24 protein-coding genes are annotated in these 25,069 nt (G+C 61.4%); 12 read left to right on the top strand and 12 right to left on the bottom strand.

The genetic code is table 11. The features are described 5' to 3' along the window. Positions 1 to 71 precede the first annotated feature (71 nt). Positions 72 to 707 carry a response regulator gene (locus TU75_RS05355; RefSeq protein WP_004371863.1) on the bottom strand — a complete coding sequence of 212 codons (636 nt, stop codon included), beginning with the start codon at positions 705 to 707 and terminating at the stop codon, positions 72 to 74. A gap of 195 nt (positions 708 to 902) precedes the next feature. Then, positions 903 to 1,667, bottom strand: a complete 765-nt coding sequence (locus TU75_RS05350) for a response regulator (protein WP_060548370.1) — start codon at positions 1,665 to 1,667, stop codon at positions 903 to 905. 433 nt (positions 1,668 to 2,100) lie between these two features. Between TU75_RS05350 and TU75_RS05345 the strand changes: the two genes are divergently transcribed. The 9 genes from TU75_RS05345 to TU75_RS05305 all read left to right on the top strand — a co-directional run bounded on the left by TU75_RS05345 (position 2,101) and on the right by TU75_RS05305 (position 10,731). Further along, positions 2,101 to 2,730, top strand: a complete 630-nt coding sequence (locus TU75_RS05345; protein ID WP_060548369.1) for a DUF1120 domain-containing protein — start codon at positions 2,101 to 2,103, stop codon at positions 2,728 to 2,730. A 65-nt stretch (positions 2,731 to 2,795) separates the two neighbouring features. Beyond that, entirely contained in the window at positions 2,796 to 3,416 is a 621-nt protein-coding gene (locus TU75_RS05340; protein WP_060548368.1) for a DUF1120 domain-containing protein, read from the top strand. A gap of 234 nt (positions 3,417 to 3,650) precedes the next feature. Next, the gene (locus tag TU75_RS05335; RefSeq protein WP_060548367.1) at positions 3,651 to 4,262 is read left to right on the top strand and encodes a DUF1120 domain-containing protein; all 612 of its coding nucleotides are present in this window, start codon (positions 3,651 to 3,653) and stop codon (positions 4,260 to 4,262) included. A 36-nt stretch (positions 4,263 to 4,298) separates the two neighbouring features. Then, complete coding sequence (locus TU75_RS05330; protein WP_060548366.1) at positions 4,299 to 4,919, top strand: DUF1120 domain-containing protein; 621 nt, start codon at positions 4,299 to 4,301, stop codon at positions 4,917 to 4,919. 78 nt (positions 4,920 to 4,997) lie between these two features. Further along, the gene (locus tag TU75_RS05325; RefSeq protein ID WP_004371875.1) at positions 4,998 to 5,624 is read left to right on the top strand and encodes a DUF1120 domain-containing protein; all 627 of its coding nucleotides are present in this window, start codon (positions 4,998 to 5,000) and stop codon (positions 5,622 to 5,624) included. A 2-nt stretch (positions 5,625 to 5,626) separates the two neighbouring features. Beyond that, entirely contained in the window at positions 5,627 to 6,373 is a 747-nt protein-coding gene (locus TU75_RS05320; RefSeq protein ID WP_173664750.1) for a fimbria/pilus chaperone family protein, read from the top strand. A 122-nt stretch (positions 6,374 to 6,495) separates the two neighbouring features. After that, positions 6,496 to 8,943, top strand: coding sequence for a fimbria/pilus outer membrane usher protein (locus tag TU75_RS05315; RefSeq protein ID WP_269457882.1), 2,448 nt, complete (start codon positions 6,496 to 6,498; stop codon positions 8,941 to 8,943). 11 nt (positions 8,944 to 8,954) lie between these two features. Further along, a complete protein-coding gene (locus TU75_RS05310) occupies positions 8,955 to 10,082 on the top strand; it encodes a DUF1120 domain-containing protein (RefSeq protein WP_060548364.1) in 1,128 nt (375 codons plus the stop codon). A gap of 10 nt (positions 10,083 to 10,092) precedes the next feature. Then, on the top strand, positions 10,093 to 10,731 hold the full coding sequence (locus tag TU75_RS05305) for a DUF1120 domain-containing protein (protein WP_060548363.1): 639 nt from the start codon (positions 10,093 to 10,095) through the stop codon (positions 10,729 to 10,731). Positions 10,732 to 10,733: 2 nt separating this feature from the next. Here TU75_RS05305 and TU75_RS05300 read toward each other — a convergent pair whose 3' ends face one another. The 5 genes from TU75_RS05300 to TU75_RS05280 form a co-directional block, all read right to left on the bottom strand. Beyond that, a complete protein-coding gene (locus TU75_RS05300) occupies positions 10,734 to 11,999 on the bottom strand; it encodes a CynX/NimT family MFS transporter (protein WP_060548362.1) in 1,266 nt (421 codons plus the stop codon). Between the two features lie 137 nt (positions 12,000 to 12,136). After that, complete coding sequence (locus TU75_RS05295; RefSeq protein ID WP_003171943.1) at positions 12,137 to 12,901, bottom strand: amino acid ABC transporter ATP-binding protein; 765 nt, start codon at positions 12,899 to 12,901, stop codon at positions 12,137 to 12,139. Positions 12,902 to 12,912: 11 nt separating this feature from the next. Continuing rightward, positions 12,913 to 14,010 (bottom strand): amino acid ABC transporter permease, encoded by a 1,098-nt coding sequence (locus tag TU75_RS05290; protein WP_004371888.1) that lies wholly within the window; start codon positions 14,008 to 14,010, stop codon positions 12,913 to 12,915. Positions 14,011 to 14,020: 10 nt separating this feature from the next. Continuing rightward, entirely contained in the window at positions 14,021 to 15,202 is a 1,182-nt protein-coding gene (locus TU75_RS05285) for an amino acid ABC transporter permease (protein WP_004371890.1), read from the bottom strand. A 72-nt stretch (positions 15,203 to 15,274) separates the two neighbouring features. Beyond that, positions 15,275 to 16,306 carry an amino acid ABC transporter substrate-binding protein gene (locus TU75_RS05280; RefSeq protein ID WP_004371891.1) on the bottom strand — a complete coding sequence of 344 codons (1,032 nt, stop codon included), beginning with the start codon at positions 16,304 to 16,306 and terminating at the stop codon, positions 15,275 to 15,277. 346 nt (positions 16,307 to 16,652) lie between these two features. Between TU75_RS05280 and TU75_RS05275 the strand changes: the two genes are divergently transcribed. Further along, complete coding sequence (locus tag TU75_RS05275; RefSeq protein WP_004371893.1) at positions 16,653 to 17,309, top strand: alpha/beta hydrolase; 657 nt, start codon at positions 16,653 to 16,655, stop codon at positions 17,307 to 17,309. 96 nt (positions 17,310 to 17,405) lie between these two features. Beyond that, positions 17,406 to 18,851: an ATP-dependent RNA helicase RhlB gene (gene rhlB / locus TU75_RS05270; RefSeq protein ID WP_173664770.1), complete on the top strand. Its 1,446-nt coding sequence runs from the start codon at positions 17,406 to 17,408 to the stop codon at positions 18,849 to 18,851. Between the two features lie 137 nt (positions 18,852 to 18,988). On the opposite strand, the gene moaE is transcribed toward rhlB, so the two are convergent. From moaE to TU75_RS05245, 5 genes are all read right to left on the bottom strand, one after another. Then, entirely contained in the window at positions 18,989 to 19,438 is a 450-nt protein-coding gene (gene moaE, locus TU75_RS05265; protein WP_004371896.1) for a molybdopterin synthase catalytic subunit MoaE, read from the bottom strand. A 2-nt stretch (positions 19,439 to 19,440) separates the two neighbouring features. Then, complete coding sequence (gene moaD / locus TU75_RS05260; protein WP_004371898.1) at positions 19,441 to 19,683, bottom strand: molybdopterin converting factor subunit 1; 243 nt, start codon at positions 19,681 to 19,683, stop codon at positions 19,441 to 19,443. Further along, entirely contained in the window at positions 19,680 to 20,153 is a 474-nt protein-coding gene (gene moaC, locus TU75_RS05255; RefSeq protein WP_060548360.1) for a cyclic pyranopterin monophosphate synthase MoaC, read from the bottom strand. The genes moaD and moaC overlap by 4 nt, the downstream gene beginning before the upstream one ends. Before the next feature lie 104 nt (positions 20,154 to 20,257). Continuing rightward, a complete protein-coding gene (locus TU75_RS05250) occupies positions 20,258 to 21,652 on the bottom strand; it encodes a PhoH family protein (protein WP_004371901.1) in 1,395 nt (464 codons plus the stop codon). A gap of 347 nt (positions 21,653 to 21,999) precedes the next feature. Further along, a complete protein-coding gene (locus TU75_RS05245) occupies positions 22,000 to 23,124 on the bottom strand; it encodes a polysaccharide deacetylase family protein (RefSeq protein ID WP_032870564.1) in 1,125 nt (374 codons plus the stop codon). Positions 23,125 to 23,522: 398 nt separating this feature from the next. Here TU75_RS05245 and yaaA point away from each other — a divergent pair, with 398 nt between their 5' ends. Then, complete coding sequence (gene yaaA, locus TU75_RS05240) at positions 23,523 to 24,302, top strand: peroxide stress protein YaaA (RefSeq protein ID WP_060548359.1); 780 nt, start codon at positions 23,523 to 23,525, stop codon at positions 24,300 to 24,302. Positions 24,303 to 25,069: the final 767 nt, after the last annotated feature.

Raw genomic sequence — 25,069 nt, 5'->3', positions numbered from 1 at the left:
TTATGGTCGACAGGAGCGCACGATAATCCGCGCAACGCTGGAAAGCCACGGGCATTCGCCAGAGACGGTGACTAAGGCACCATCCCCACATCACGCGCATAGGCGAACAAGTCCACATCAGTGGAAATACACAAGCGGTGCATGGCGGTACTTTTCTGTTTGCTGATCGTGGAAATACTGCGATTGACCCGCGCGGCGATCTGGCTGACGGTCATGCCACTGGCGAGCATTCTGACCACTTCCTGCTCCTTGCCGGACAACTGCGGCGTGCGCGTCGGTTGCGCGAGGCCGGCCTGATCGAGCTGCAGGCGCAGGGACTCACTGACAAAAGTGCGTCCCTGCACCACGGTCTGCAGGGCCTGGGGCAACTCGCGCGCCGACGCACTCTTGGCCACCACGGCCCGCGCACCGTGGGACAGCGCGGTGCGCAGGGTGGCGACATTGGCGAACATGGTCACCACGATCACCGGCACCCGCGGGAACTGGCGATGCAACAGGCCCAGCAAACCGTAACCATCGGCCTGCTGATCGCCCGGCATCGCGAAGTCCGTCACGATCACATCACAGGGGGTCTTGTTCACCAGCGCCAGCAGCTCGTCCGGGCCGTTGGCCTCGCCCACGACTTTGCATTTACCACTCGCCTCAATCACGACTTTTTGCCCGACGCGGACAATAGGGTGATCGTCAGCAATAATTATGCGAAGCATTGGTTGTTTCCATGATGGCAATTAGTTAGTAGCAAAATATCCCGACTGGTTGTAGGCAACAACCACCAATAACTGAGTGAAATCTGTGCCAACCAATGTTTTAAGTGCCATCAGTTAATACCCACACAAATAAAAGAAATTACATACAGAAAAGTACTACATAACAGAGTAAGCAATTCCTACAACAACTAAGCCTTACAGGCTGCTCAAGTACTGTAGGTAATTTTCCACCTCACGAAAAAAAACCTGCAGTGCCAGCACATTGTCCGAAACACCGGACTGGTTGACCTGTTCGATCAGGCGCACGGCCTGTGACTCAAGACCGGTGTTGCCCAAAAACGCGATGCTGCCCATCAGACGGTGCAGACGCTGAGTGGTCAGCACTCCATCCAGGCAGACCAGAGCCTGCCCCAGGGTGGTCAAGTCATGCTGAGCTTCCTGAATCAGGTTCACGAGCAGTGGCTCTGCGATGTCCCAGGACCCGAATGTGGCAATCAAGCTGGCGCGCGTGGGCCGACTCACAGGCAGGCCCGAGGCGCAATGCGCGACCGCGCGCCCCCGGGCCTGGGGCGCCGACAACCAGTAGCGCAGCACTTCCCGCAGTTTGCCCAGGCCGACCGGCTTGACCAGCCAGCCGTCCATGCCACAAGCCAGGCAGCGCTGGATGTCCAGCGGCCCGGGGCTTGCGGTCAAGGCCAGCACGCAGCAGGCAGGACTGCCTGCGGCCCGTTCGCGGCGGCGCAGCTCACGGGTCATGGCGTACCCGTCCATCACCGGCATGCGACAGTCGGTAATGACCACGTCAAAAGGCTGCGCCACCATCGTGTCAAGCGCCTGTCGACCGTCGCAGCAACACTGGTGCGCAATACCCAGCTTTCCCAACAATGAGCTCAGCAACAGCCGGTAGGTGCCATGGTCGTCCACCACCAGTACGCGAGTACCGCGTTTATCCCATGGCATGGCCGCGTCGGACTCTGCCTGGCATGAACTCCCTTCTGGAAACGTGCCCGGCATAAGCCCTCTCTAGAGAGCGAACAGCTCAGCCGGCATGACGGTGGCCACACGCGAACCTTTCGCCCCAAGACGCTGTTTTGAACCTCAAAAATTGATGTTCAAAAAAATGTTCTTCGAGCCTTGAACATATCCGAACGAATGTAGCGCAGCGATACAACAACTACGAAAACCGCATAAAGCGTGGGCTATTTCATAAAGCAATACGACACCGCCTACTTGTCTTGTGAGACATCCGCTCAGTCTCGTATTAGTTGCATTCCCCCACAGCCTTTCTCTCACTAAATTGCGCGGTGCCCCATCAAGAGGGACACCGCTGACTACTTAAAGGCGGTCGCTACTACATCTGCCCCACTTAAAACGGACACCGGAGCCGCATCACATGAAAAAGCCGCTAGTTGCCTGCTCGACCATTCTTCTCAGCGCATGCCTGGGCAACGCCTTCGCCGCCAGCAACATCGACCTGAGCGTCAAAGGCCTGATCACGCCCAGCGCCTGCACACCGGGACTGCCCAACAACGGCGACGTGGATCTGGGCAAGATTTCGGCCAAGGACCTCAAGCAGGACACCTACACCTTGTTGCCCGAACGCACCTTGCAGATGAGCATCGATTGCGATGCCAGCACCTTGTTCGCCCTGCAGGGCACCGACAATCGCGCCTCGTCTTCCACCACCTCGACGGACTACGGCCTCGGCCTGATCGACAACACGCAAAAGATCGGCCGCTACAGTTTGCTGATGTCCAACTCCGTTGCCGATACCGTGACGGTCGCGGCGCTGGAGTCCTTCGACGGCGGCCTGACGTGGATGGAGCTCGACGGCGCCATCTGGCAACGCAAAAACCTTGCAGCCTTCGGGTCACGCACCAATGGCCAGTGGGCGCCGATTCCGATCAAAGCGCTGACGACTGACCTGATACTCAAGCCCCTCATTGCGCCTGCCAAGGACCTCAACCTGGCCAATGAAGTGCAGATCGACGGCTCCGCAACCCTTGAAGTGAAGTACCTGTAGGCCGTCGAGCCTTCGACAGCGCCCGCCAACCTGCATGCACCACCAAGCCTGACCCCGGAGAACCCATGAAATCCCCCCATACTCTGCTCGCCGCGCTTTTGCTTTTGAGTGCAGGCAGCGCCTTCGCAGCCTCCCCCGTGGACCTGAACGTGCAAGGGTCGATCACACCCAGTGCGTGCGAACCCGGACTCTCCAAAGGCGGCAACCTAGACCTTGGCAAACTGTCCGCCAAGGATCTGAACGTGGATACCGCCACGAATTTGCAACACCACATATTGCAACTGAACGTCAAATGCCAGGCGGCAACGCTCCTGGCGCTGGAACCCAGGGACAACCGCGCAGGTTCGGGCCACGATGAAACAGCAGAGCGTTTCGGCCTTGGCTTGGTCAACGGCAACGAAAAACTCGGCGATATGGCCCTGGCTTTAATGAATGCGACTGCCGACGGTGTAGCGTCGCGAACCATTACCTCCTGGAATAACGGCCTTACGTGGCATCCCAGCGTCTATTTCAGGCCTGCTGAAATCCTTTCGGTCGCGGTGGATACCGTCAACACGCCAACCCCGGTCCAGCAGTTGATTGCCGATTTCTACGTCATGCCACGGATTGCCCCCAGCAAAGACCTGACTCTGGACAACGAAGTCCCCATTGATGGCTCTGTCACCCTGACCGTCAAGTACCTCTGATACGCGGGCGGCCTCGCAGTCAACAGCGCGGCCGCCACAAACCGACACCACCCTCAAAAACAAGCCGCCGACATCATTGCCACCGTGTCATTCGTATTAGTTGTATTTCCGTCCTCCCGCCCCGGCGCTAAATTTCCTCCCGCGCGCCCAGCAGCGCTTTAACGACGGCCTTGGGCACCTGCACCAGGGTGGTTTCACCCATGGATTTTTCTCAACACCCAAGGACGTATACCTATGGACAGAGTCACCCTCGCTTTCCTGCTCGCGGCTTGCGCACCGGGCGTGTTCGCCGCCAGCACTGCCGACTTGAGCGTTTCCGGGGCGATTGTGCCCAGTTCCTGCACGCCCACCCTCACCAATGACGGGTTGATCGACCACGGCAAGATGACCGCCAAGGACTTGCAAGCCACCCGGCCCACGCTGCTGGCCCCTGCCGAGCTGCGCCTGGAAGTGCACTGCGACGGCGAGACTTTTTTCACCCTGACCACCATCGACAACCGCTCGGGCACCTCGGCCATCAACTGGCGCGACCACGGCCTGGGCCTGACCCCCAACGACGAAAAACTCGGCAGCGTGACGTTCACCCTGTTCGACCCGGTGGCCGATGAAAACGCAGTCAACGTGATCGTCTCGCGTAATGGCGGCAGCAGTTGGTCGGCATCGAACTACCTGGGCCACGAGGGGCTGACCTCGTTTGCCGCCATCGGCACCAACACCCCTATGGCCCTCAAAGACCTGAACGCGCGGCTGCGGGCGTTCTCGATCATCGTGCCGGCCAATGCGCTCACGCTCATCGATGAAGTGCCCGTTGATGGCCAGGCAACGCTGCAGCTCAAGTACTTATGAATCCGTTAACCCCTCTTCCCCTGTAGGAGCACCACCATGAAGTCCCTCAACACTCTGTTTGCCGCCTTGCTGCTTGCTGGCGCTGGCACCGCCGTCGCGGCCTCCAGCGTTGACTTGACCGTGCGCGGGCTGATCACCCCCAGCGCCTGTGAGCCCACCCTGCCCAATGGCGGAAACGTGGATATCGGCAAGATTTCCGCCAAGGATCTGAATACCGATAAACCGACATTTTTGCCCCATCAGGCGGTTCCACTGACCGTTACCTGTGACGCGGCAACCCTGATGGCACTGGAGCCGAAGGACAATCGCGCCGGCTCGGAGTACGAAAACGACGGCGGACTGTTCGGCCTGGGGCTAATCAATGAAAGCGAGAAGCTCGGCGGTATGGAACTGAGACTCTCGAATGCGACCGCCGATGGCGTTGCCTCGCGAACCATTGCATCGAGCAACAACGGCTCGACTTGGCGGGCCATGCCCTACTTTCAAAAGGGCGACATAATGTCGGTCACCACCACCGACATCAACACACCGACAGCCGTGCAAGTGATGACAGCGGACATGAGCATCCGTCCGATTATCGCCCCCGCCAGTAGCCTGACCCTGACCAACGAAGTGGTCATCGACGGCTCCGTCACCCTGACCGTCAAGTACCTCTAATGCACGGTTGCGCCATGCCGGTACGGCGTGGCGCGATTGCCACGGATGTCTCCTTCACTCACGGTTTCAAACCTGACCATGAACATCTTCTCGCGCCGTCTGCTGACGTTGTGCCTCTGCCTGCCCGCCACGCCCGCCCTGTGTGCTTCGTCCGTCGAAATGACGTTCACCGGGATCATCACGCCCAGCGCCTGCACGCCGTCTCTGTCTGCCGATGGCATCGTCGATCACGGACGGGTGCCAGCGCGCTCACTCAACCACTACGAATTCACCAAGCTGCCCACCCGCAACCTTGACCTGGAAGTGAGCTGCAACGAGCCGGTGCTGTTCGTGCTGGTGGGCGTGGACAACCGCGCCGCGTCGTCGGTTGGGCCAGGCTTTTATTACGGCCTGGGCAACAACATTCATGCACCGAGTGAACGCCTGGGCTCCGTCTCGCTGGCGATTCGCGAAGCCTTCGGCGACAACGTGCGCGCACTGGTGCTGGCGTCGAGCAACCAGGGCGAGACCTGGTTTCCCGAGTCCAATGCCTACCCGGACAACTTCATGGGCTTCGCCACGCCCGGCACGCTAGTGCCCGAACCCCATCGCCGGATCACCGCCACCTTGCAGATCGACACGTCGATCAATGCCGCCGCCTTCCTGACCCTCGACCAGGAGGTGCCGCTGGACGGCTCCATCGTGCTCGACCTGAGGTACCTCTAACCATGTTTCCCATTCCGCGTTTTGCCCTGCTCTCACGGCTGTTCAACCTTGTTCGCTATACCGGACTGTACCTCGCCGCTGTGGCCTTGACGTTGTGGGGCCCGACCCTGGTGCTGGCCGACGGCATGGTGCCGGACACCTCGGTGGTGATCGTCAACGAGGCCGACGGCGAAGCCTCGGTGTCCGTGACCAACACCGACTCAAAACTGGCGCTGCTGCACGTGACTCTCGAAGACATTCCGGAAGACACCGCGCCGCTGCTGTTTGTCACGCCGCCGCTGACGCGGGTCGAGCCATCCAGGAGCCAACTGATTCGCTTTATCCTGCAATCGTCGACGCCGCTGACCACCCAGCGGTTGAAACGCGTGATTTTCGAAGGCATGCCCCAGGGCCGCGCCGCCGCCGAGGCCGGCCATGCCCGAGTGGGCGTGACAGTGCGGCAGAACCTGCCGGTGATCCTGCATCCCAAAGGCCTGCCGCCCAACCGCACGCCCTGGACCGGGCTGACCTGGAGCCTGCAAAACGGCCAACTGAGCGTGCATAACCCAACGCCGTACGTGGTGCGCCTGGCACAGGAGTTGAGGCTGCTGCCAGGCAACGGTTCGGCGCTGCTGCCGCGTACCTATGTGCTGCCGGGTGAAACCCTGACAGTCACCGCCAGCCAGGCCCAGGCCAGCACCGTGCAATTGCAGCCGGCCACCGTTTACGGGTTTGCCGTGGGCCCCTACGAAGCACCGATCACCCTCTGATCACCGCGCCGCAGGGACGGGTTGCGGCGCCCTGACAATGAAGTGGCCTCCCATTGAAGGCCGCCGGGAGTCTGCCGCGTCAGGGAATGGCGTGGCGCTTCTCTCTTATGCGAGTACACCTTGTGAGCACAGCTAAGACTGACCGCGACGGCGCAGCCTTGCCCGGCGTTTCACCGCGCGCCATGCGCCGACTGCTGGCGGGCCTGGCGCTGAGCCTGGGCACCGCGGGGCCGAACGGCGACGCCCTGGCCGACAACAGCGCCGGTTCGTTCGACCCGCAAACCCTGTCCCAACGCGGCATCGACCCGCAACTGGCCAACCTGCTGTTGCAGGCCCCGCGCTTCACCGCAGGGCGTCACGCCCTCAACCTCAACGTCAACGGCCAGCGGCGTGGCCGAGTGGACGTGGTGTTCGACGACCAGGGCGCGCTGTGCTTCAACCAGGCGCTGCTGAACGCGGGCAACTTGCGCGTGCCAGACGCCAACGCCGACTGCCACGGATTTCTCGACGCCTACCCGCAAACGGTCATCGAACAAGACCCGGCCAGCCTCAGCCTGTCGCTGGTGGTGCCCACCGATGCGCTGCGTCCGGCCGTGCAGGACGTGTCCGGCTACCAGACCGGCGGGTTTGCCGGGCTGCTCAACTACGACCTCACCGGCCTGTACAACGAATACGGCGACGACAACAGCCGCTTCGGCTCGGCCAACACCGAGGTGGGCTTCAATGCCGGTGACTGGATCGTGCGCAGCCGCCAGGTGCGCACCTGGCAGGACAAGGTCTCGCGCACCACCCACCTGGACGCCTACGCCCAACGCACCTTTGCCGAACAACAGGCGGTGTTCCAGGCGGGTCAGCTCAATCTCTACAACCCGGTGCTGGCCGGCGCGCAAATCACCGGTGCCCAGGTGCTGACCGAAACCGCGCTGCAGGACCAGAACCAGGGCGCGACCATCACCGGCATCGCCAACAGCCCGGCCCAGGTGGAAGTGCGCCAGAACGGCACGCTGATTCATTCCACCGTGGTGCCCGCCGGGCCGTTTTCGCTGACGGACGTGCGACGCCTCAACGGACGTTCGGATGTGGAAGTCACGATCAGGGAAACCACAGGTGAAGAACGCCGCTTCACGGTGCCCGCCGCCATGCTCGGCCTGGGTTTGCCGGCGCCGGGCTATTCGGTGGCCGCTGGCCGTGTGCGCCAGGTGGGTCGCGGTGAAGGCGCCGAACCCTGGGTGGTCAGCGGCGGCTGGAGCGGCGCGCTGCATCCGCAGATCACGATTGGCGCCGGTGTACTGGCCGCTGAAGATTACCGCGCCAGCGGCCTGAACCTGGGATGGCTGCCGTGGCAGGACAGCCAGTTTCAAGTCTCGACCCAGCTCGCCCAGGCCACTCGCCAGGGTAACGAACGCGGCGTGCAAACCGATTTTTCGTGGTCCCAGCGCGTGTCCGAACGCTGGTCGATCACCACCGCCGGTTCCTGGCGCAGCCTGGGTTACCGCGACCTGGAAGACTCCACTTACACCACCACGACCCGTGAACAACAACGCTCACGCTATCGCGACCAGCAAAGCGCCACAGCGTCCTGGTCGCACCCGCTGCTGGGCGCGTTCAGTGCCGGGGTCTCGCGGTCTTCCAACTTTACCGGCGACAGCAGCAGCCGCGCATTGGCGTCGTGGGGCATCAGCGTTGGCCGCGTGTCGGTGTCGGCCAGCGCCGAGTGGCAAGTCGGCGGGCGCCAGCAGAGCGATGACAGCGTGTACGTGAACATCAGCGTGCCATTGGGCGAAAACCGCAGGGCCCGTGCCTGGACCCGTAATGCCGGCGGCGAACAGCGCATCGGCGCCGGGCTCAACGAACAGCTCAACGACCAGTTGAGCTACCGCGTGGGGGTGGAGCGCGACAGTCGCGACCGCGAGGTGGAATCGTCACTCGGCGTCTCGGCGCTGCCCTATTACAGCCAGCTGGACTTCAACTACACGCGCAACAACGCCGAGCGCTCCAGCTATCAGGGCGGCGCACGCGGTGGCGTGGTGCTGCACGGCGATGGCCTGACCTTCTCGCCTTACCCGGTGCGCGAAACCTTCGCGCTGATGTCGGTGGGCGATATGGCCGGCATCAAGGTCAGCACCCCCAGCGGCCCGGTGTGGACCGACTGGCAGGGCCAGGCCGTGGTGCCGCAACTGAGCGCGTATGGACGCAGCCCGGTGGAGGTGCAAACCCGTTCGCTGCCGCGCAATGCCGACATCAGCAATGGTCTGGCGGTGCTGTCCGCCGGGCGCGGCGCGGTGGATAAAGTCGAGTTCGGCGTGGCACTGACGCGCCGCGTTTTGCTCACCGTCAGCACCGCTGACGGCCGTCCGCTTGCGCGGGGAGCGGCCGTGAGTACCGACGACGGCGAATTCGTGACCCTGGTGCAGGAAGGCAGCCAGGTATTCCTGCCCGATGTACTCAACCGTCGCCCGCTGTGGATCAGCGCGCCGGGCCAGGCCCGTTGCCGCCTGGACTTCGCACTGCCCGAACGCGGCGACCCCGAGGTGTATTACGAAACCGCAGACGCGCGGTGCCAACCATGAGGACTCTCACCATGGGCATGAAACCTGCCTTGCTCGCCCTCGCCCTCCTGCAGGCTGCCAATGCCTGGGGCGCCGATGAGTGCCAGTTGCACCTGAGCGAACCGAGGGTGGATTTCGGCCTGATGAACCGCACGCTCGCACTCACGCCAGCCACCGAGCGTTCGTTGGGCGAACGGCGTTTGGGCCTGACCCTGAACTGTCCCAACCCCACCGACATGAGCCTGTTCTATCGCGCCATGGCAGCAGACCTTGAGCGCTTCGCGTTTACCCCTCGCGGCAGTTACAGCCTGCAGGTGAGCGATGCGCTGCTCGACGGTCAAGGCGTGGAATTGGGCCTGCTCGCCGGCAGCGGCCAGCCCCCGGTCCAGACCGCGACAAGCCTGCGCTGGCGTCCGGAACACGGCATCGTGCCGCTGCGCGCCGGGGTAGCCGCGGGGGGTCGCAGCCTGTCAGTGCAGATCCAGATCAGCGCCTGGGCCAGCGAAGCCGCCTCGCAGGTCAACGACGCTGTCACCTGGGACACCAACGGCGTGTTCGATGCAATAAACGCCGGCCGCTCGCGGGAACTGCGCCTGCAGGCACGCTTCGCCCCGGCGGCCTGCACGCCGAGCCTGTCCGGGGGCGGCACGGTGGACTTCGGCAAACTCTCGGTGATGGACCTGAACATGGACAAGGAGACCGCGCTGCCCGCACGTCCCTTGATCGTCAGCGTCGCCTGCGATGCGCCCAGCGCCTTCACCCTGCGCCTGGGGGACAACCGCCTCGGCTCGGCCACGGGGCCCGCGGACGACACTCTCTTCGGCCTGGGCCTGGACGTCCGGCAAAACAGGATTGGCCGCTACCGCCTGATGTTCGATCCCACGCGCACCACCGCCGACAGCTGGCCGCAGCTGTATCGCACCGACTCGGCCACGGGCACCTCGGCCTGGAGCAGCGCCAGCGCCCTTCCCTTGGCGATAGGCGCCAGCCGTTACCTGGGTTTCAGCACCAGCGCCGGCAGTACCAGCGGCCCCGTGCCGATCAAACAACTCAGCGCCACTGCGAGCCTGGAAGCGGTGATCGCACCGCTGGGTTCCCTGGACCTGGGCAGCGAGGTGCAGCTGGATGGCGCGGCCACCCTCGAACTTCACTACCCCTAGGAGCACCGCCATGACCCCCCTGCTATTTGCTGTATTGCCTTTGCTGGCAGGCACTGCGCACGCCGCCTCCAACGTCGACCTGAGCGTCAAGGGCCTGATCACGCCGATGGCCTGCACGCCGTTGCTGTCGAGCGGCGGGCGAGTGGACTTCGGCAAAATCTCGCGCAACGACCTCAACGAGGAGGTCGGCACACGTCTGCCCCTCAAGTCCCTGACCCTGACGGTCAGCTGCAATGCCCCCGGCCGCTTCGCCCTGCGCATGCGCGATAACCGCGACGGCACGGCGCATGTCAACAGCGAAATTTTCTACGGCCTGGGGTTGGACACCAGCGGTAACAAGATCGGCGTGTACTCGGTGAGCGTTGACCCGAAACAAACCGTTGTCGACGACATGAGCGTGGTGTACGGCACCGAGTCCACTACCGGCGGGGTCGCCTGGCGCACCGCCAACCTCAACCCCATCGACATTGGCTCACGCAGCCTGTTGGGGTTCACCGACCTGGTGGGCAGCGTTGCCGGGCCGTCGGCCATCCGCAGCCTGACCAGCACGCTGACGCTGGAAGCCACGCTCAACGCGCGCAAAAACCTCGATCTGAGCGTGGAGACGCTGATGGACGGGTCGGCCACTCTTGAAGTGGTTTACCTGTAGATTCAGCGCCGCGCGCTGCCGGCCCCCACGTACAGTGCGCGGCCGGCGCCGAGGCCGGCGATGATGGCGGCCACGCCGATCACGCCGAACACCCAGCCGACCGCACTCCAGCCGCCGGTGACGTCGTGGATCACACCCACGGCCAACGGCCCCATTGACGCCAGGGTGTAGCCGATACCCTGGGCCATGCCCGACAAGCTGGCCGCCACGTGGGCGTCCCGCGAGCGCAACACGATCAGGGTCAGCGCCAGACTGAACGTACCGCCCTGCCCCAGGCCGAGCAAAACCGCCCAGCCCCAGAGGCCGTCGATCGGCGCGTACAGGCAGCCGAACAGCCCGCCGAGCGTCATGACCATCACCACCACGATTGCCAGGCGCTGATCCTTGCCACGCGTGGCCAGCCACGGCGCGGTCAGTGCACTGAGCAGTTGCACAATGATGGAACCGGACAGCGCCAAACCCGCGTCTGTGGCGCTAAGGCCCCGCCCCATCAGGATCGATGGCATCCAGCCAAACACGATGTACGACAGCGACGATTGCAGGCCCATGTACAAGGTCACTTGCCAGGCCAGCGGGTCGCGCAGCAGGCCCTTGACCCGCGCGGCGACCTGGTGGGTCGCGTGTTTGCGCCCGGCCTGAGGCAGCCAGCACAACGCTGCGAACAGCGCCGGCAGCATCCAGAAACCCAGGCCGAGCGACCAGTCGTCTGCAAAGTAATGGCTCAACGGCACCGTCGCCCCTGCCGCCAACGCCGCGCCGAGGCACAGCGCCATGGTGTACACGCCGGTCATCGCGCCGGCCTGCCTGGCGAAGTCGCGCTTGACGATGCCCGGCAACAACACGCCGATAACGCCGATGCTCGCCCCGGCGAGCAGGCTGCCACTAAACAGGCCCACTTCACCGAACGCACTGCGCAGGGTGATACCGGCGGCCAGCATCAGCAAAACGCCCAGCACCACGCGCTCGGCGCCAAACCGCCGCGCCAGGATCGGTGCCAGCGGCGCGAACAGGCCCAGGCACAACACCGGCAAGGTGGTCAGCAACCCGGCCCGAGCCGCCGATAACCCCAGGCTATCGGACACCTGGCTGAGCAGCGGTGCGAGGCTCGACAACGCCGGGCGCAGATTCAGCGCCACCAGGATCAGGCCCAGCAGCAACAGCCACGGGCGAGTCACAGGCGCGGGCGCCTGTTGCACCGCATCGTCGTCGGCTTCGGCGTCAATCAGGAGTGCTTCCAGGTCGGGTGTGCGTTGGGCTTGAGGGCTCATGGATCAACTGTAGGAAAAGAAAAAACAAGGTCTGACAGGTGCGTGGCGCAAATGACCGAGCAACTGGCGAATAGCCCTACAGCCTACAGGCAAAAATAAACCCGGCACCAGGCCGGGTTTATTCATTCAACCATCGATCAATGCAGAATCTGGCTCAAGAACAACTTGGTCCGATCGTTCTGCGGGTTGTCGAAGAAGTCGTTCGGCGCCGCCTGTTCCACGATTTCGCCCTTGTCCATGAAGATCACGCGGTTGGCCACGGTGCGCGCAAACCCCATTTCGTGGGTTACGCACAACATGGTCATGCCGTCTTCGGCCAGGCCGATCATAGTGTCCAGCACCTCTTTGACCATTTCCGGGTCGAGGGCCGAGGTCGGTTCGTCGAACAGCATGATCTTGGGTTTCATGCACAGCGCGCGGGCAATCGCCACACGCTGTTGCTGGCCGCCGGACAGTTGCCCCGGAAACTTGTGCGCCTGCTCCGGAATGCGCACGCGCTCCAGGTAGTGCATGGCGATTTCCTCGGCCTTGCGCTTGGGCATCTTGCGCACCCACATCGGCGCCAGCGTGCAGTTCTGCAGGATGGTCAGGTGCGGGAACAGGTTGAAGTGCTGGAACACCATGCCCACTTCACGGCGGATCGCTTCGATCTGCTTGAGGTCGTTGGTCAGTTCCACGCCATCGACCACGATGCGGCCCTGCTGGTGCTCTTCCAGACGGTTGAGGCAGCGGATGGTGGTGGACTTGCCCGAACCCGACGGGCCGCACAGCACGATACGCTCGCCCTGCTTGACGTTGAGGTTGATGTCTTTCAACACGTGGAACTGGCCGTACCACTTGTTGACGCCCTGCATCTGGATAATGCCTTCAGGGCTCACAGGCTGTTTGATCGCTTCGCTCATCACATCAACTCCTAACGCTTGTGGCCTGTGTCGAGCTTGTGTTCCAAATGAATGGAATAGCGCGACATACCAAAACAGAAAATCCAGAACACCAGGGCGGCGAACACGTAGCCCTCGGTGGCCATACCCAACCATTTCGGGTCGGCGGCAGCTTGCTTGACGCTGTTGAGCAGGTCGAACAGGCCGATGATGATCACAAGGCTGGTGTCCTTGAACAACGCGATAAACGTGTTGACGATGCCGGGAATCACCATCTTCAGGGCTTGCGGCAAAATCACCAGGCCCATGCTGCGCCAGTAACCCAGGCCCATCGCCGCAGCGGCTTCGTACTGACCTTTAGGGATCGCTTGCAGACCGCCGCGCACCACCTCGGCCACGTAGGCCGACTGGAACAGGATCACGCCGATCAATGCCCGCAGCAGCTTGTCGATGCCCATGCCTTCAGGCAAAAACAACGGCAGCATCACCGAGGACATGAACAGCACCGTGATCAACGGCACGCCGCGCCAGAATTCGATGAAGGTCACGCAGACCACCCGAATCGCCGGCATGTTCGAGCGTCGGCCCAAGGCCAGCACGATGCCCAGCGGCAACGCGCCAGCAATGCCGACGGTGGCGATCACCAGTGTCAGCATCAGGCCGCCCCATTGGCTGGTCGCCACGTTGGTCAGGCCGAAAGCGCCGCCGTGCAGCAGGAAGAACGCAATGATCGGGTACAGCACCAGAAAGCCCAGGCCGTAGATCGCCTTGCGCGGAAAACGCGAGATGAACAACGGCGCCACGCCAACGATGGCCAGCCACACGGTGAGGTCCACGCGCCAGCGCAGGTCGCCCGGGTAGTAGCCATACATGAACTGCCCGAAGCGCTGTTGGATGAACACCCAGCAGGCGCCCTCCTTTGTGCAATCGGCGCGAGTCGTACCCACCCAGTTGGCGTCAAGGATGGCCCAGTTCAGGATCGGCGGGACCACCAGATAGATCAGGTAAAACGCCAACAGCGTCAGCAGGGTATTGAGCCAGCTGGAGAACAGGTTGGCGCGCATCCATGCCATCGGCCCGAAGACTTTGTTCGGCGGCGGCATATCAGGTTTGAACGTATGCGAACTCATGCAGGTTTCCTCACCGCTCGATCAGCGCAATGCGCTTGTTGTACCAGTTCATCAGCAGGGAAATGCTGATGCTGATCGCCAGGTACACGCTCATGGTGATGGCAATGACTTCAATCGCCTGGCCAGTCTGGTTGAGCACCGTGCCGGCAAACAGCGAAACCATTTCCGGGTAACCGATACCGGCGGCCAGTGACGAGTTTTTCGCCAGGTTCAGGTATTGGCTGGTCAGCGGCGGAATGATCACCCGCAGCGCCTGTGGAATGATGACCTTGCGCAGCGTCGGCCCAGGGCGCAGGCCCAGGGAGCGGGCGGCTTCGGTCTGGCCGTGGCTGACGGACTTGATGCCCGACCGCACGATCTCGGCGATGAACGCCGCCGTATAGACCGTCAGCGCCAACGTCAGCGCCAGCAGTTCGGGGATCAATACCCAGCCGCCAACGAAGTTGAAGCCTTGCAGTTTTGGCATTTCCCAGTGCAGCGGCGCGCCGAAGATCAAGGCGCACAACGCCGGGATCACGATGAACAGCGCAAGGCCGGCCCAGAACTTGTGGAACGGTACGCCCGTGGCCTCGAAGCGCTTGTTGGCCCAGCGCGCCATCAACACGATAGCAACGATGGCGAGCACCACACTGATCACGAACGGCCAGAACCCGTCGGCGGCCAGCGCCGCCGGCATGTTCAGGCCCCGGCTGCTGACGAAGAAGGTATCGCCGAAGTTATGGCTGTTGCGCGGCCCCGGCATGGTCAGGAACACCGCGAAGTACCAGAACAGGATCTGCAGCAACGGCGGGATGTTGCGGAACACTTCCACATACACCGTCGCCAGCTTGTTGATCATCCAGTTGGGCGACAGGCGCGCCACGCCGATGATGAAGCCCAGCAGGGTCGCCAGGACCACGCCGATCACAGTCACCAGCAAGGTGTTGAGCAAGCCGATCACAAACACCCGGGCATAGCTGTCCGATTCGGTGTAGTCGATCAGGTGCTGCGCGATGCCGAAGCCGGCACTGCGCTCAAGAAAGTCGAACCCCGAGGTGATGCCCCGGTGCTGAAGGTTGGTCTGCGTATTGTTGAAGAGGTACCAGCCCAGGGAGACCACCGCCACAATCGTGATGATCTGGAAGAGCCACGCACGCACTTTGGGATCGCTGAAGCTGAGCTTCTGCTTGGGTGCGCCGATTTGATTTTGCATGAAGTGCCCCGAAAAGAATGGAACAGAACATCACCCGGCGGTTGGCCCACCGGGTGACAGAACCATCAGCGATCAGCGCACAGGGGGTGCGTACTGGATACCGCCGTTGTTCCACAGTGCGTTCAGGCCGCGGTCGATTTCCAGCGGGGTGCTCTTGCCCAGGTTGCGCTCGAACACTTCGCCGTAGTTACCGACTTGCTTGACGATCTGCACGACCCAGTCTTTCTTCACTTTCAGGTCTTTGCCGTATTCGCCGTCGGCACCGAGCAGACGTGCAACGTCCGGGTTCTTGGTGGACTTGGCTTCAGCTTCAACGTTTTTCGAGGTGATGCCGGCTTCTTCAGCGTTGAGCATGGCGTAGCCAACCCAGCGCACGATGGCCAGCCACTCGTCGTCGCCGTTACGCACGACCGGGCCCAGCGGCTCCTTGGAAATCGTTTCCGGCAGAACCACGTAGTCCTTCGGCGAGGCCAGCTTGCTGCGCTGGGCGAACAGTTGGGACTTGTCGGAGGTCAGCACGTCGCAACGCCCGGATTCCAGCGACTTGGCGCTTTCATCGGAGGTGTCGAAGGTGATCGGGGTGTATTTCAGACCGTTGCCACGGAAGTAGTCGGAAACGTTCAGCTCGGTGGTGGTACCGGCCTGGATGCAGATGGTTGCACCGTCCAGTTCCTTGGCACTTTTAACGCCCAGCTTGTTGTTTACCAGAAAGCCGATGCCGTCGTAGTAGGTGATGAAGCCCGGGAATTTCAGGCCCATGCCCGCGTCGCGAGAGCTGGTCATGGTGGTGTTGCGCGACAGAATGTCCACTTCGCCCGATTGCAGCGCGGTGAAACGCTCCTTGGCATTCAACTGGCTGAACTTGACCTTGGTCGCGTCGCCAAACACGGCGGCGGCTACAGCACGGCAAACGTCAGCATCGATCCCGAGGATCTTGCCGCTGGCATCCGGTACCGAGAAACCCGGCAGGCCGTCACTCACGCCACATTGCACAAAGCCTTTCTTCTGCACGGCGTCCAGGGTGGCGCCGGCTTGGGCAAAACCACTGACACCCAATACAGCGGCCGCGGTCACGATAGCCAGGGTGGATTTCAATACCTTCATTCAAACCTCCAGTTTTGCTCTTGTTGTGTCGGAGCTCGAACCCCACCGCACCCTTTTGAGGCGACTTTGACCCGTGTTGGCTTTTTTTGGGGTCAAACGGTTTGAGGCTGTCGCTATAAGTCCAGTTGCTATCCCACAAGCGGCGTCACTGATAGTGTTACCGACGTGGAAGAGACCTGACATCGCTGTGTGCATAGCAAGCGCCGTACCAGAGTGACGACTGAGTCGATTCAGCACACGGTCAAGAGCAAAAGATTCAACCTTGCGACACTTTATTAACAAATCCACCCGTTACGCACCGTTCCGACGCACTCAATCGGAGCGCCCGCACATTTATGGAGCAGACATGACCGACCCCTTGATTCTTCAGCCCGCCAAGCCCGCAGACGCCTGCGTTATCTGGCTGCATGGCCTGGGCGCTGATCGCTACGACTTCATGCCGGTGGCCGAAGCGCTGCAGGAAACCCTGCTGTCGACCCGCTTTGTCCTGCCCCAGGCACCGACCCGTGCGGTGACGATCAACGGCGGTTACGCGATGCCCAGCTGGTACGACATCAAGGCCATGAGCCCTGCGCGCTCGATCAGCCTTGAAGAGCTGGACGCGTCCACGCACATGGTCACGGACCTCATCGAAGCGCAGAAGAGAACCGGAATAGACGCCTCGCGGATTTTTCTCGCAGGGTTTTCCCAGGGCGGCGCGGTGGTTTTTCACACCGCGTATCTGAACTGGCAGGGGCCACTGGGTGGCGTGATTGCGCTCTCTACCTATGCGCCCACTTTCGACAATGAGCTGCAATTGTCTGCCAGCCAGCAGCGCATTCCGGCGCTGTGCCTGCACGGTCAGCACGATGAGGTGGTGCAGAACGCGATGGGCCGCAGCGCCTTCGAGCATTTAAAGAGCCGTGGTGTCACCGTGACATGGCAGGAATACCCAATGGGCCACGAAGTGTTACCTCAGGAGATCCACGACATCGGTGCCTGGTTGCTCGCACGGCTGAGCTGAAGCCGGCGTTTATGTAGCCGTATGACAGACGCACTACGCCGCGCCCGATTCTTGCATTACACTGGCCGGCGTACATTCCTTAACCCATTTAATGAGATCACCGTGCTCAAAGCACTCAAGAAGATGTTCGGCAAAAGCGAGGCTGAGCCGCTCGCGCCAGTTGCCAGTGCGCCTGCCCCTGCCGCCCCCCGCCGCACCGAGGCTCAGCAGCCAGCGCGCAGCGCACCGGCTGCCCGGCCGCCTGAACCTGCCGCACCGGTGGAACCCGTCGCCGCTGCCAGGCCACCTCGCGAACGTGCGCCCAAGCCCAAACCGGTAGTGATCCCCTGGAAACTCGAAGACTTCGTCGTCGAGCCCCAGGAAGGCAAGACCCGCTTCCACGACTTCAAGCTCGCTCCGGAACTGATGCACGCCATCCAGGACCTGGGCTTCCCGTACTGCACGCCGATCCAGGCGCAAGTGCTGGGCTTTACCCTCGCCGGCAAGGACGCCATCGGCCGCGCCCAGACCGGCACCGGCAAGACCGCCGCGTTCCTCATTTCGATCATCACCCAGCTGTTGCAAACGCCGCCGCCCAAAGAACGCTACATGGGTGAACCGCGCGCGCTGATCATCGCCCCCACCCGCGAGCTGGTGGTGCAGATCGCCAAGGACGCCGCCGACCTGACCAAGTACACCGACCTCAATGTCATGACGTTCGTGGGCGGCATGGACTTCGACAAGCAGCTCAAGCACCTCGAAGCGCGCCACTGCGACATCCTTGTGGCCACTCCGGGACGCCTGCTCGACTTCAACCAGCGCGGCGACGTGCACCTGGACATGGTCGAAGTGATGGTGCTGGACGAAGCCGACCGTATGCTCGACATGGGCTTCATCCCGCAAGTGCGGCAGATCATTCGTCAGACTCCGCCGAAAAACGAGCGCCAGACCCTGCTGTTCTCCGCGACCTTCACCGAAGACGTGATGAACCTCGCCAAGCAGTGGACCACTGACCCGTCCATCGTCGAGATCGAAGCGCTGAACGTCGCCAGCGAAAACGTCGAGCAGCACATCTACGCCGTGGCCGGTGCCGACAAGTACAAGCTGCTCTACAACCTGATCAACGACAACGGTTGGGAGCGCGTGATGGTGTTCGCCAACCGCAAGGATGAAGTGCGCCGCATCGAAGAGCGTCTGGTGCGCGATGGCGTCAACGCCGCGCAACTGTCGGGCGACGTGCCACAACACAAGCGCATCAAGACCCTGGAAGGCTTCCGCGAAGGCAAGATTCGCGTGCTGGTGGCCACCGATGTGGCCGGGCGCGGGATTCACATCGACGGCATCAGCCACGTGATCAACTTCACCCTGCCGGAAGTGCCGGACGACTACGTGCACCGCATTGGCCGAACCGGTCGTGCGGGCGCCGCAGGCGTGTCGATCAGCTTTGCCGGGGAAGACGACTCGTATCAGTTGCCGTCGATCGAAACGCTGCTGGGGCGCAAGATCAGCTGTGAAACGCCGTCGACGCATCTGTTGCGAGCCGTCGAGCGCAAGCGCCCTTAAGCGTTGGAATGCAGTCAAAAATGTGGGAGCGGGCTTGCTCGCGAATGCGGTCTGTCAGTTAAAAATGTACTGACTGATCTACCGCTTTCGCGAGCAATCCCGCTCCCACATTTAGATCTCCATTGACCTTGAACCATTTACTTCCAGCGATCCGCTGCCGCGTGATCACTGCTGCGCCCTTCCACCCAGCGTGGCCCGTCCGGCGTGTTTTCCTTCTTCCAGAATGGCGCCCGGGTCTTCAGGTAATCCATCACAAACGCACAGGCATCGAACGCGGCCTGGCGATGGGCACTGGCGGCCGCGACAAACACAATCGGCTCGCCCGGCTCCAGCGCGCCAATGCGGTGCAGCACTTCCAGCTTGAGCAACGGCCAGCGCTGCTCGGCCTCCACGGCGATTTTGGCCAGGGCCTTTTCGGTCATGCCGGGATAGTGCTCGAGAAACATCCCCGACACGTCGCGCCCATCATTGAAGTCGCGCACATAGCCGACAAAACTGACCACCGCGCCCACACCGGCATTGGCCGCGTGCATCGCATTGACTTCGGCGCCCGGATCAAAGGCGTCGGCCTGCACACGAATCGCCATGTTCAGCCTCCCGTCACGGGGGGGAAAAACGCCACTTCATCACCGGCCTGCACGGGCTCGTCCAGCGAGCAGAGCTCTTCGTTGCGCGCACACATCAGACTGGACTCATTGAGCACTGCAAACTCCGGGTCACTGGCCAACGCCAGGCGCACTGCATCGACGGTGGCGAAATCACCTTCCATCTCCAGCGAATCAAAGCCCACCGCTTCGGCGTAGCGCGCAAAAAACAGCACGTTGATACTCATTGCTCCTCCGCCTTGAAGTGCCCGCTCTTGCCACCGAGCTTTTCCAGCAGGCGCACACTTTCGATGGTCATGCCGCGATCCACGGCCTTGCACATGTCGTAGATCGTCAACGCCGCGACACTCGCGGCGGTCAACGCTTCCATCTCCACGCCGGTCTGCCCGGAGAGTTTGCAGCGCGCCACGATGCACACGGTATCCACGCCTTCGGCGCTGAGTTCGACCTTGACGCCGGTGAGCATCAGCGGGTGGCACAAGGGGATCAAGTCACTGGTTTTTTTCGCCGCCTGGATCCCGGCGATGCGGGCCACGGCAAACACGTCGCCCTTGGGATGGGCGCCGTCGACAATCATTTGCAGGGTGGCCGGCAACATGCGCACCCGCGCTTGGGCCATCGCCTCACGGAACGTCACGGACTTGTCGGTGACATCGACCATATGGGCGCGACCTTGGGAATCGAGATGAGTCAGCACAGCGTTACTCCTGAACAGGAGCACCGATTGTAAACCTTACACACAATAAATGTGGGAGCCGGCTTGTGTGGGAGCTGGCTTGCCAGCTCCCACATTGACCGCGTTTATAGGTGAGATTCGGCGTATTCCGCCAGAATCGACCGTGGTACCCCTTGCAGCGCAATATGCACGCCGTTCGGGAAGTCCTTGAAGCGTTCCGTCAGGTAAGTCAGCCCGGAGCTGGTCGCGGACAGGTAAGGGGTGTCGATCTGTGCCAGGTTGCCCAGGCACACCACTTTGGAACCGGCGCCGGCACGGGTGATGATGGTTTTCATCTGATGCGGCGTGAGGTTCTGGCATTCATCGATCAGGATCAGGCTCTGCTGGAAGCTGCGACCTCGAATGTAGTTGAGGGATTTGAACTGCAACGGCACTTTGCTGAGGATGTAGTCGACGCTGCCATGGGTGTTTTCGTCATCCATGTGCAAGGCTTCGAGGTTATCGGTGATCGCCCCCAGCCACGGCTCCATTTTTTCCGCCTCGGTGCCGGGCAGAAAGCCGATCTCCTGGTCCAGGCCCTGCACACTGCGGGTCGCGATAATGCGGCGATAGCGCTTGGTGACCATGGTCTGTTCAATGGCCGCCGCCAGGGCGAGGATGGTTTTGCCCGAGCCCGCGGCGCCGGTCAGGTTGACCAGGTGGATGTCCGGGTCGAGCAACGCATACAGCGCCAGGCTCTGGTAGATGTCACGCGGTTTCAGGCCCCAGGCTTCCTGGTGCAACAGGGGCTCCTGATGCAGGTCGAGGATCAGCAGCTTGTCGACCTGAATCTCTTTGATCCAGCCCACAAAGCCCTGCTCGTCGACGATGAATTCGTTGATGTGCACGGAGGGCAGATTGTCGATCAACTGCACCTGGTGCCAGGTACGGCCATGATCCTGACGGGTCTCGACCTTGGCGACCAGGTCCCAGAACGAGCCCGGCACCGTGTGATACCCGCGCGAGAGCATCGAGACGTCGTCGACCAGTTGATCGGTGCTGTAATCCTCGGCCGCGATCCCGCATGCACGGGCCTTGAGGCGCATATTGATGTCTTTGGTCACCAGCACCAGGCGCAGGTCCTTGTCGCGCGCGTGCAGGTCGATCAATTGATTGATGATCTTGTTGTCGTTGAGGTTTTCCGGCAGCAGGCTGTTGGGCTCGCCGCGCTTGCTCATCAGGATCGACAGCAGGCCCTTGGGTCCGCTTTTGCCACGCTGGATCGGCACGCCCACTTCAACGTCTTCAGGCGAAGCTTCGCCCAGCGTCTTGTCGATCAGGCGAATGGCCTGGCGGCATTCGGCGGCCACGCTGTGGTGCCCGCTTTTGAGTTTGTCGAGTTCCTCAAGCACGATCATGGGGATGGCGACGTGATGTTCTTCGAAGTTAAGCAGTGCGTTTGGATCGTGGATCAGTACGTTGGTATCAAGCACATAAAGGATTGGCTGGTCGGAAGAAGGGTTACGTCCATGATCATCCATACTCGGTCACCTTTGTGGGAGCCATTCGACGCAATACCTGAGCGGTGCTGCGCCTCGATTCGACCACCGCACACACCTGAGTGACGTCAAGTGCATTGCCCACAGGAGGAGTCTTGGAAGACGCCACCTGTGTTGCAGGGTTCGGCGGTCTGACTTCGTAATACCGCAAAACCCATGACAGAAAAAAGCACTTTGACGTTTTTTTGAAGTTTATTTTTCAGGATGACGAATAGCACTAGCCGAGTGCCACCTACCCCGCTAAAGTCGGAAGTCCGCCTGCCTTGAAATGCTTTGAAAAATCGCCCCAAAAACGCCTGATCCCCAACAGGGCCGGGCACTTGCGCTTTTCAGCGAAACGCCTCCCGACAGTCCTGCCAGCCCAGCCCGCTCTGCGCCGTTTCATGCAGCAACATCGGCAATGCCAGCCGCGCCCGGTCCTGGGTGTCGTGGAATACGATCACGCCTTTGCGCCATAACAGCATCAGGGTGAGCACCCGCTGCGCGGACTCATCGGCCTTGAGCTTGCCCGGCTCGTCCTGGGAATCGATATCCCACAACGCCACCTGCAAACCCTGTGACTGGAAAAACCCCTGGCTGTCGGCACGGCGCTGCCCATAGGGCGGCCGGAACTGCGGCACATAGTTTTCCGGCATCAGGTTCTGCGCCAGCGTGGCGCTGCGGGTGATAGAGCTTTGCCAGTCGACCCAGTGACTGTGGGAACGGTACTGCCAACCCTGAGTCCCCACGCACTGCCCCTGATACAACGCCTGCACGTCGCTGGCCGAGCTGCGCTCCACACGGGTTTGCAGACTGCTGCCGAGCACGAAGAAGGTTGCGTTCATTTTCTGTTTGCGCAGGTAGTCGGCAAGCCAGTCGGTATTGCCGCCGACCGCAGCCGGCCCGCCATCGAAGGTGAGCAGGAACACGCGGTCGTTGAACTCGTCGCCATTGCGCTCATGGTCGCCGAAGCGCGCGACTTCGCTGCTGATCTGCGGGAACAGGGCCGCCTTGCGCAGCAGCTCGTCCAGGTAACGCTCATGGAAGGCATGGCTCGGGGCGGCCCACCCTATATAGAAGGAGTCTTCGCTGAGCTCAAGCTTGCCGGCCTGCTCGCGCAGGTCGTCCATGCTCTCCACCAGGTAGCAGAACGAGGCATCTTCCTCGCAGCTCTGCTGGGCGAAGATGTAGTTTGCCAGCAGGCGCTTCCACAGTTGGCGGCGCAGGTCGTCGATGGCGGCCAGGTTGATGATCTTCAAGCCTAGGCGCTGTTTGAGCGAGGGTTCGTCAAGGGACTCGCTGGCCAGCAGGCTGCGGGAGAACATCAGGATTTCGGCGCGTGAGGCTACGTCGAACAGCGCCGGGCTGCCGAGCTTTTCGGGCCAGGTGCCGCGGTCCAGGCTGGCAACGTCAGCGGGGGCAGCTTGGGCGTTCAGGCATAGCAGGCATGCAGACAATAAAAGTGCTAATCGCACAGGGGGACTCCCTTCCTGAATGGTTGGGCACTATAGCTGATCGACTCGTGGGATTGGGGTGGGCAGGCCGCTTGAGATCAAGATCAAAAGCCAGAGCAAAAGCAGTGTGATGTCCATCAGACAAGTGGAGATCCAAATGTGGGAGGGGGCTTGCTCCCGATGAGCTGGGTCAGTCAGCTTATTTGTAGCTGACCCACTGCTATCGGGAGCAAGCCCCCTCCCACATTTTGATAGCGTTCGGCAAACCATTCCGGTCGGCTTTAAGGCAGTCGCGCTCTTGATCTTGATCTGGGGCGCGCCGCAAGGGCGCAACCCATATCAGCCATTACCGCAGCAACGGATATACACCCAATCCCCTCAACCCCCTACAATCCTCCAACGACTATAGGAGCCAACCCATGCTGACGGTCATTTCCCCCGCCAAAACCCTGGACTTCGAATCCCCCCCGGCCACCCCGCGCTTCACCCAGCCGCAATACCTCGACCATTCCCAGGAGCTGATCGAACAACTGCGTGAACTGACACCGGCGCAAATCAGCGAGTTGATGCACGTCTCCGACAAGATCGGCGGTCTCAACGCCGCGCGCTTCGGCAGCTGGACGCCCTCCTTCACCCCCGAAAACGCCAAGCAGGCGCTGCTCGCGTTCAAGGGCGACGTCTACACCGGTCTCAACGCCGACACCTTGAGCGACGCCGATTTCAGCTACGCCCAGGACCACCTGCGCATGCTTTCAGGCCTCTACGGCCTGCTGCGTCCGCTCGACCTGATGATGCCGTACCGCCTGGAAATGGGCACTAAACTCGCCAACGCCCGTGGCAAGGACCTGTACGCTTTCTGGGGCACGCGCATCAGCGAGTGGCTCAACGAAGCGCTGGCCGCACAAGGTGATGACGTGCTGCTCAACCTGGCTTCCAACGAATACTTCTCTGCGGTCAAACGCACGGCTTTGAACGCCCGGATCATCAATACCGAGTTCAAGGACCTGAAGAACGGCCAGTACAAAATCATCAGCTTCTACGCGAAAAAAGCACGGGGCATGATGAGCCGCTTTGTCATCGAAGAGCGCATCAACGATCCGGCCAAACTCAAGCAGTTCGAGATGCAGGGTTATCGCTTCAATGCGCAGCAGTCCAAGCCGGACACGCTGGTGTTCCTGCGCGATCATGCACCGGAATAAAGCCTGACACACATTGAGCGCTCAAAGACGGGAGCGGGTACCTTCCCGCCCTCCTCCCGCATCTCCCGCCGCAAAAAACGCTGTCTTTTTGACGTCAAAAAAAATTCACATGAAATCCTGAAAAATCTTTCACTCGACATTCGTCGATTTTTTTCGTAGTGGCACCCATTTTCCAAAACACTAGTGGCACAAAACCATCTCCGCGCATGATCTCCCCACAACTACTGGCTTAGATAGCAAGTGCTATCAATATAATACCAGTGCCATCTTTTCTAATATTTCAAGAAATTTCCAGAAACAGGATGAGCGGCCAGGAACTTCATCTCAAAGCACCGCTCATACCACCGGTAACGAAATTCTATGTTTCTGTAGGAGATGACTTACATGGCAGACCAACGGAAGTAGCGAAGTTGTCTTAATAACTTTCGCTCAGGGGTCAGAACACCAACCCACTAGTTAAGAGCGGCGATAAGGATGCATTGCCACACACTATAAGGCCAAGGCCGAGCTTCCCCTGATGGGTCAGTGAGACAACCCAAGCCATTGATAATTAAAGGCTTATAGCCACTATCAAGGTCTTGCGGCACTGGCGCCACGTCCTTCTCCCAGGAAGGCTGGCTGCATTTGAGGGCAAGCCCCAATAACAAGGCCACGTTGCGCACAACTTGAGTGCAATAGTTAGTCACTCGTTATTCAACATGCCTGCATGCGGCAAGTCGGCGTCTATTCGCCTAACTTTCGCGGCATTAGTGACGCTTGCAAACATG

This window comes from Pseudomonas poae, from assembly GCF_001439785.1.
GTDB classification, from domain to species: Bacteria; Pseudomonadota; Gammaproteobacteria; order Pseudomonadales; family Pseudomonadaceae; genus Aquipseudomonas; species Aquipseudomonas poae.
The sequence above is the reverse complement of the archived record's forward strand: the minus strand, read 5'-3'. Positions and strand labels throughout refer to the sequence as shown.

Excerpts from the sequence above, each read along its gene's own strand:
- TU75_RS05325 (WP_004371875.1), top strand. The coding sequence starts at position 4,998 with ATGAACATCTTCTCGCGCCGTCTGCTGACGTTGTGCCTCTGCCTGCCC.
- TU75_RS05285 (WP_004371890.1), bottom strand. The coding sequence starts at position 15,202 with ATGCAAAATCAAATCGGCGCACCCAAGCAGAAGCTCAGCTTCAGCGAT.
- TU75_RS05310 (WP_060548364.1), top strand. The coding sequence starts at position 8,955 with ATGGGCATGAAACCTGCCTTGCTCGCCCTCGCCCTCCTGCAGGCTGCC.
- moaE (WP_004371896.1), bottom strand. The coding sequence starts at position 19,438 with ATGGCGATTCGTGTGCAGGCCGACGCCTTTGATCCGGGCGCCGAAGTC.
- TU75_RS05350 (WP_060548370.1), bottom strand. The coding sequence starts at position 1,667 with ATGCCATGGGATAAACGCGGTACTCGCGTACTGGTGGTGGACGACCAT.
- moaD (WP_004371898.1), bottom strand. The coding sequence starts at position 19,683 with ATGAGTATCAACGTGCTGTTTTTTGCGCGCTACGCCGAAGCGGTGGGC.
- TU75_RS05305 (WP_060548363.1), top strand. The coding sequence starts at position 10,093 with ATGACCCCCCTGCTATTTGCTGTATTGCCTTTGCTGGCAGGCACTGCG.
- TU75_RS05335 (WP_060548367.1), top strand. The coding sequence starts at position 3,651 with ATGGACAGAGTCACCCTCGCTTTCCTGCTCGCGGCTTGCGCACCGGGC.
- TU75_RS05300 (WP_060548362.1), bottom strand. The coding sequence starts at position 11,999 with ATGAGCCCTCAAGCCCAACGCACACCCGACCTGGAAGCACTCCTGATT.
- TU75_RS05355 (WP_004371863.1), bottom strand. The coding sequence starts at position 707 with ATGCTTCGCATAATTATTGCTGACGATCACCCTATTGTCCGCGTCGGG.
- TU75_RS05280 (WP_004371891.1), bottom strand. The coding sequence starts at position 16,306 with ATGAAGGTATTGAAATCCACCCTGGCTATCGTGACCGCGGCCGCTGTA.
- TU75_RS05290 (WP_004371888.1), bottom strand. The coding sequence starts at position 14,010 with ATGAGTTCGCATACGTTCAAACCTGATATGCCGCCGCCGAACAAAGTC.
- TU75_RS05345 (WP_060548369.1), top strand. The coding sequence starts at position 2,101 with ATGAAAAAGCCGCTAGTTGCCTGCTCGACCATTCTTCTCAGCGCATGC.
- TU75_RS05275 (WP_004371893.1), top strand. The coding sequence starts at position 16,653 with ATGACCGACCCCTTGATTCTTCAGCCCGCCAAGCCCGCAGACGCCTGC.
- TU75_RS05330 (WP_060548366.1), top strand. The coding sequence starts at position 4,299 with ATGAAGTCCCTCAACACTCTGTTTGCCGCCTTGCTGCTTGCTGGCGCT.
- TU75_RS05340 (WP_060548368.1), top strand. The coding sequence starts at position 2,796 with ATGAAATCCCCCCATACTCTGCTCGCCGCGCTTTTGCTTTTGAGTGCA.
- yaaA (WP_060548359.1), top strand. The coding sequence starts at position 23,523 with ATGCTGACGGTCATTTCCCCCGCCAAAACCCTGGACTTCGAATCCCCC.
- TU75_RS05295 (WP_003171943.1), bottom strand. The coding sequence starts at position 12,901 with ATGAGCGAAGCGATCAAACAGCCTGTGAGCCCTGAAGGCATTATCCAG.
- TU75_RS05320 (WP_173664750.1), top strand. The coding sequence starts at position 5,627 with ATGTTTCCCATTCCGCGTTTTGCCCTGCTCTCACGGCTGTTCAACCTT.
- TU75_RS05250 (WP_004371901.1), bottom strand. The coding sequence starts at position 21,652 with ATGGATGATCATGGACGTAACCCTTCTTCCGACCAGCCAATCCTTTAT.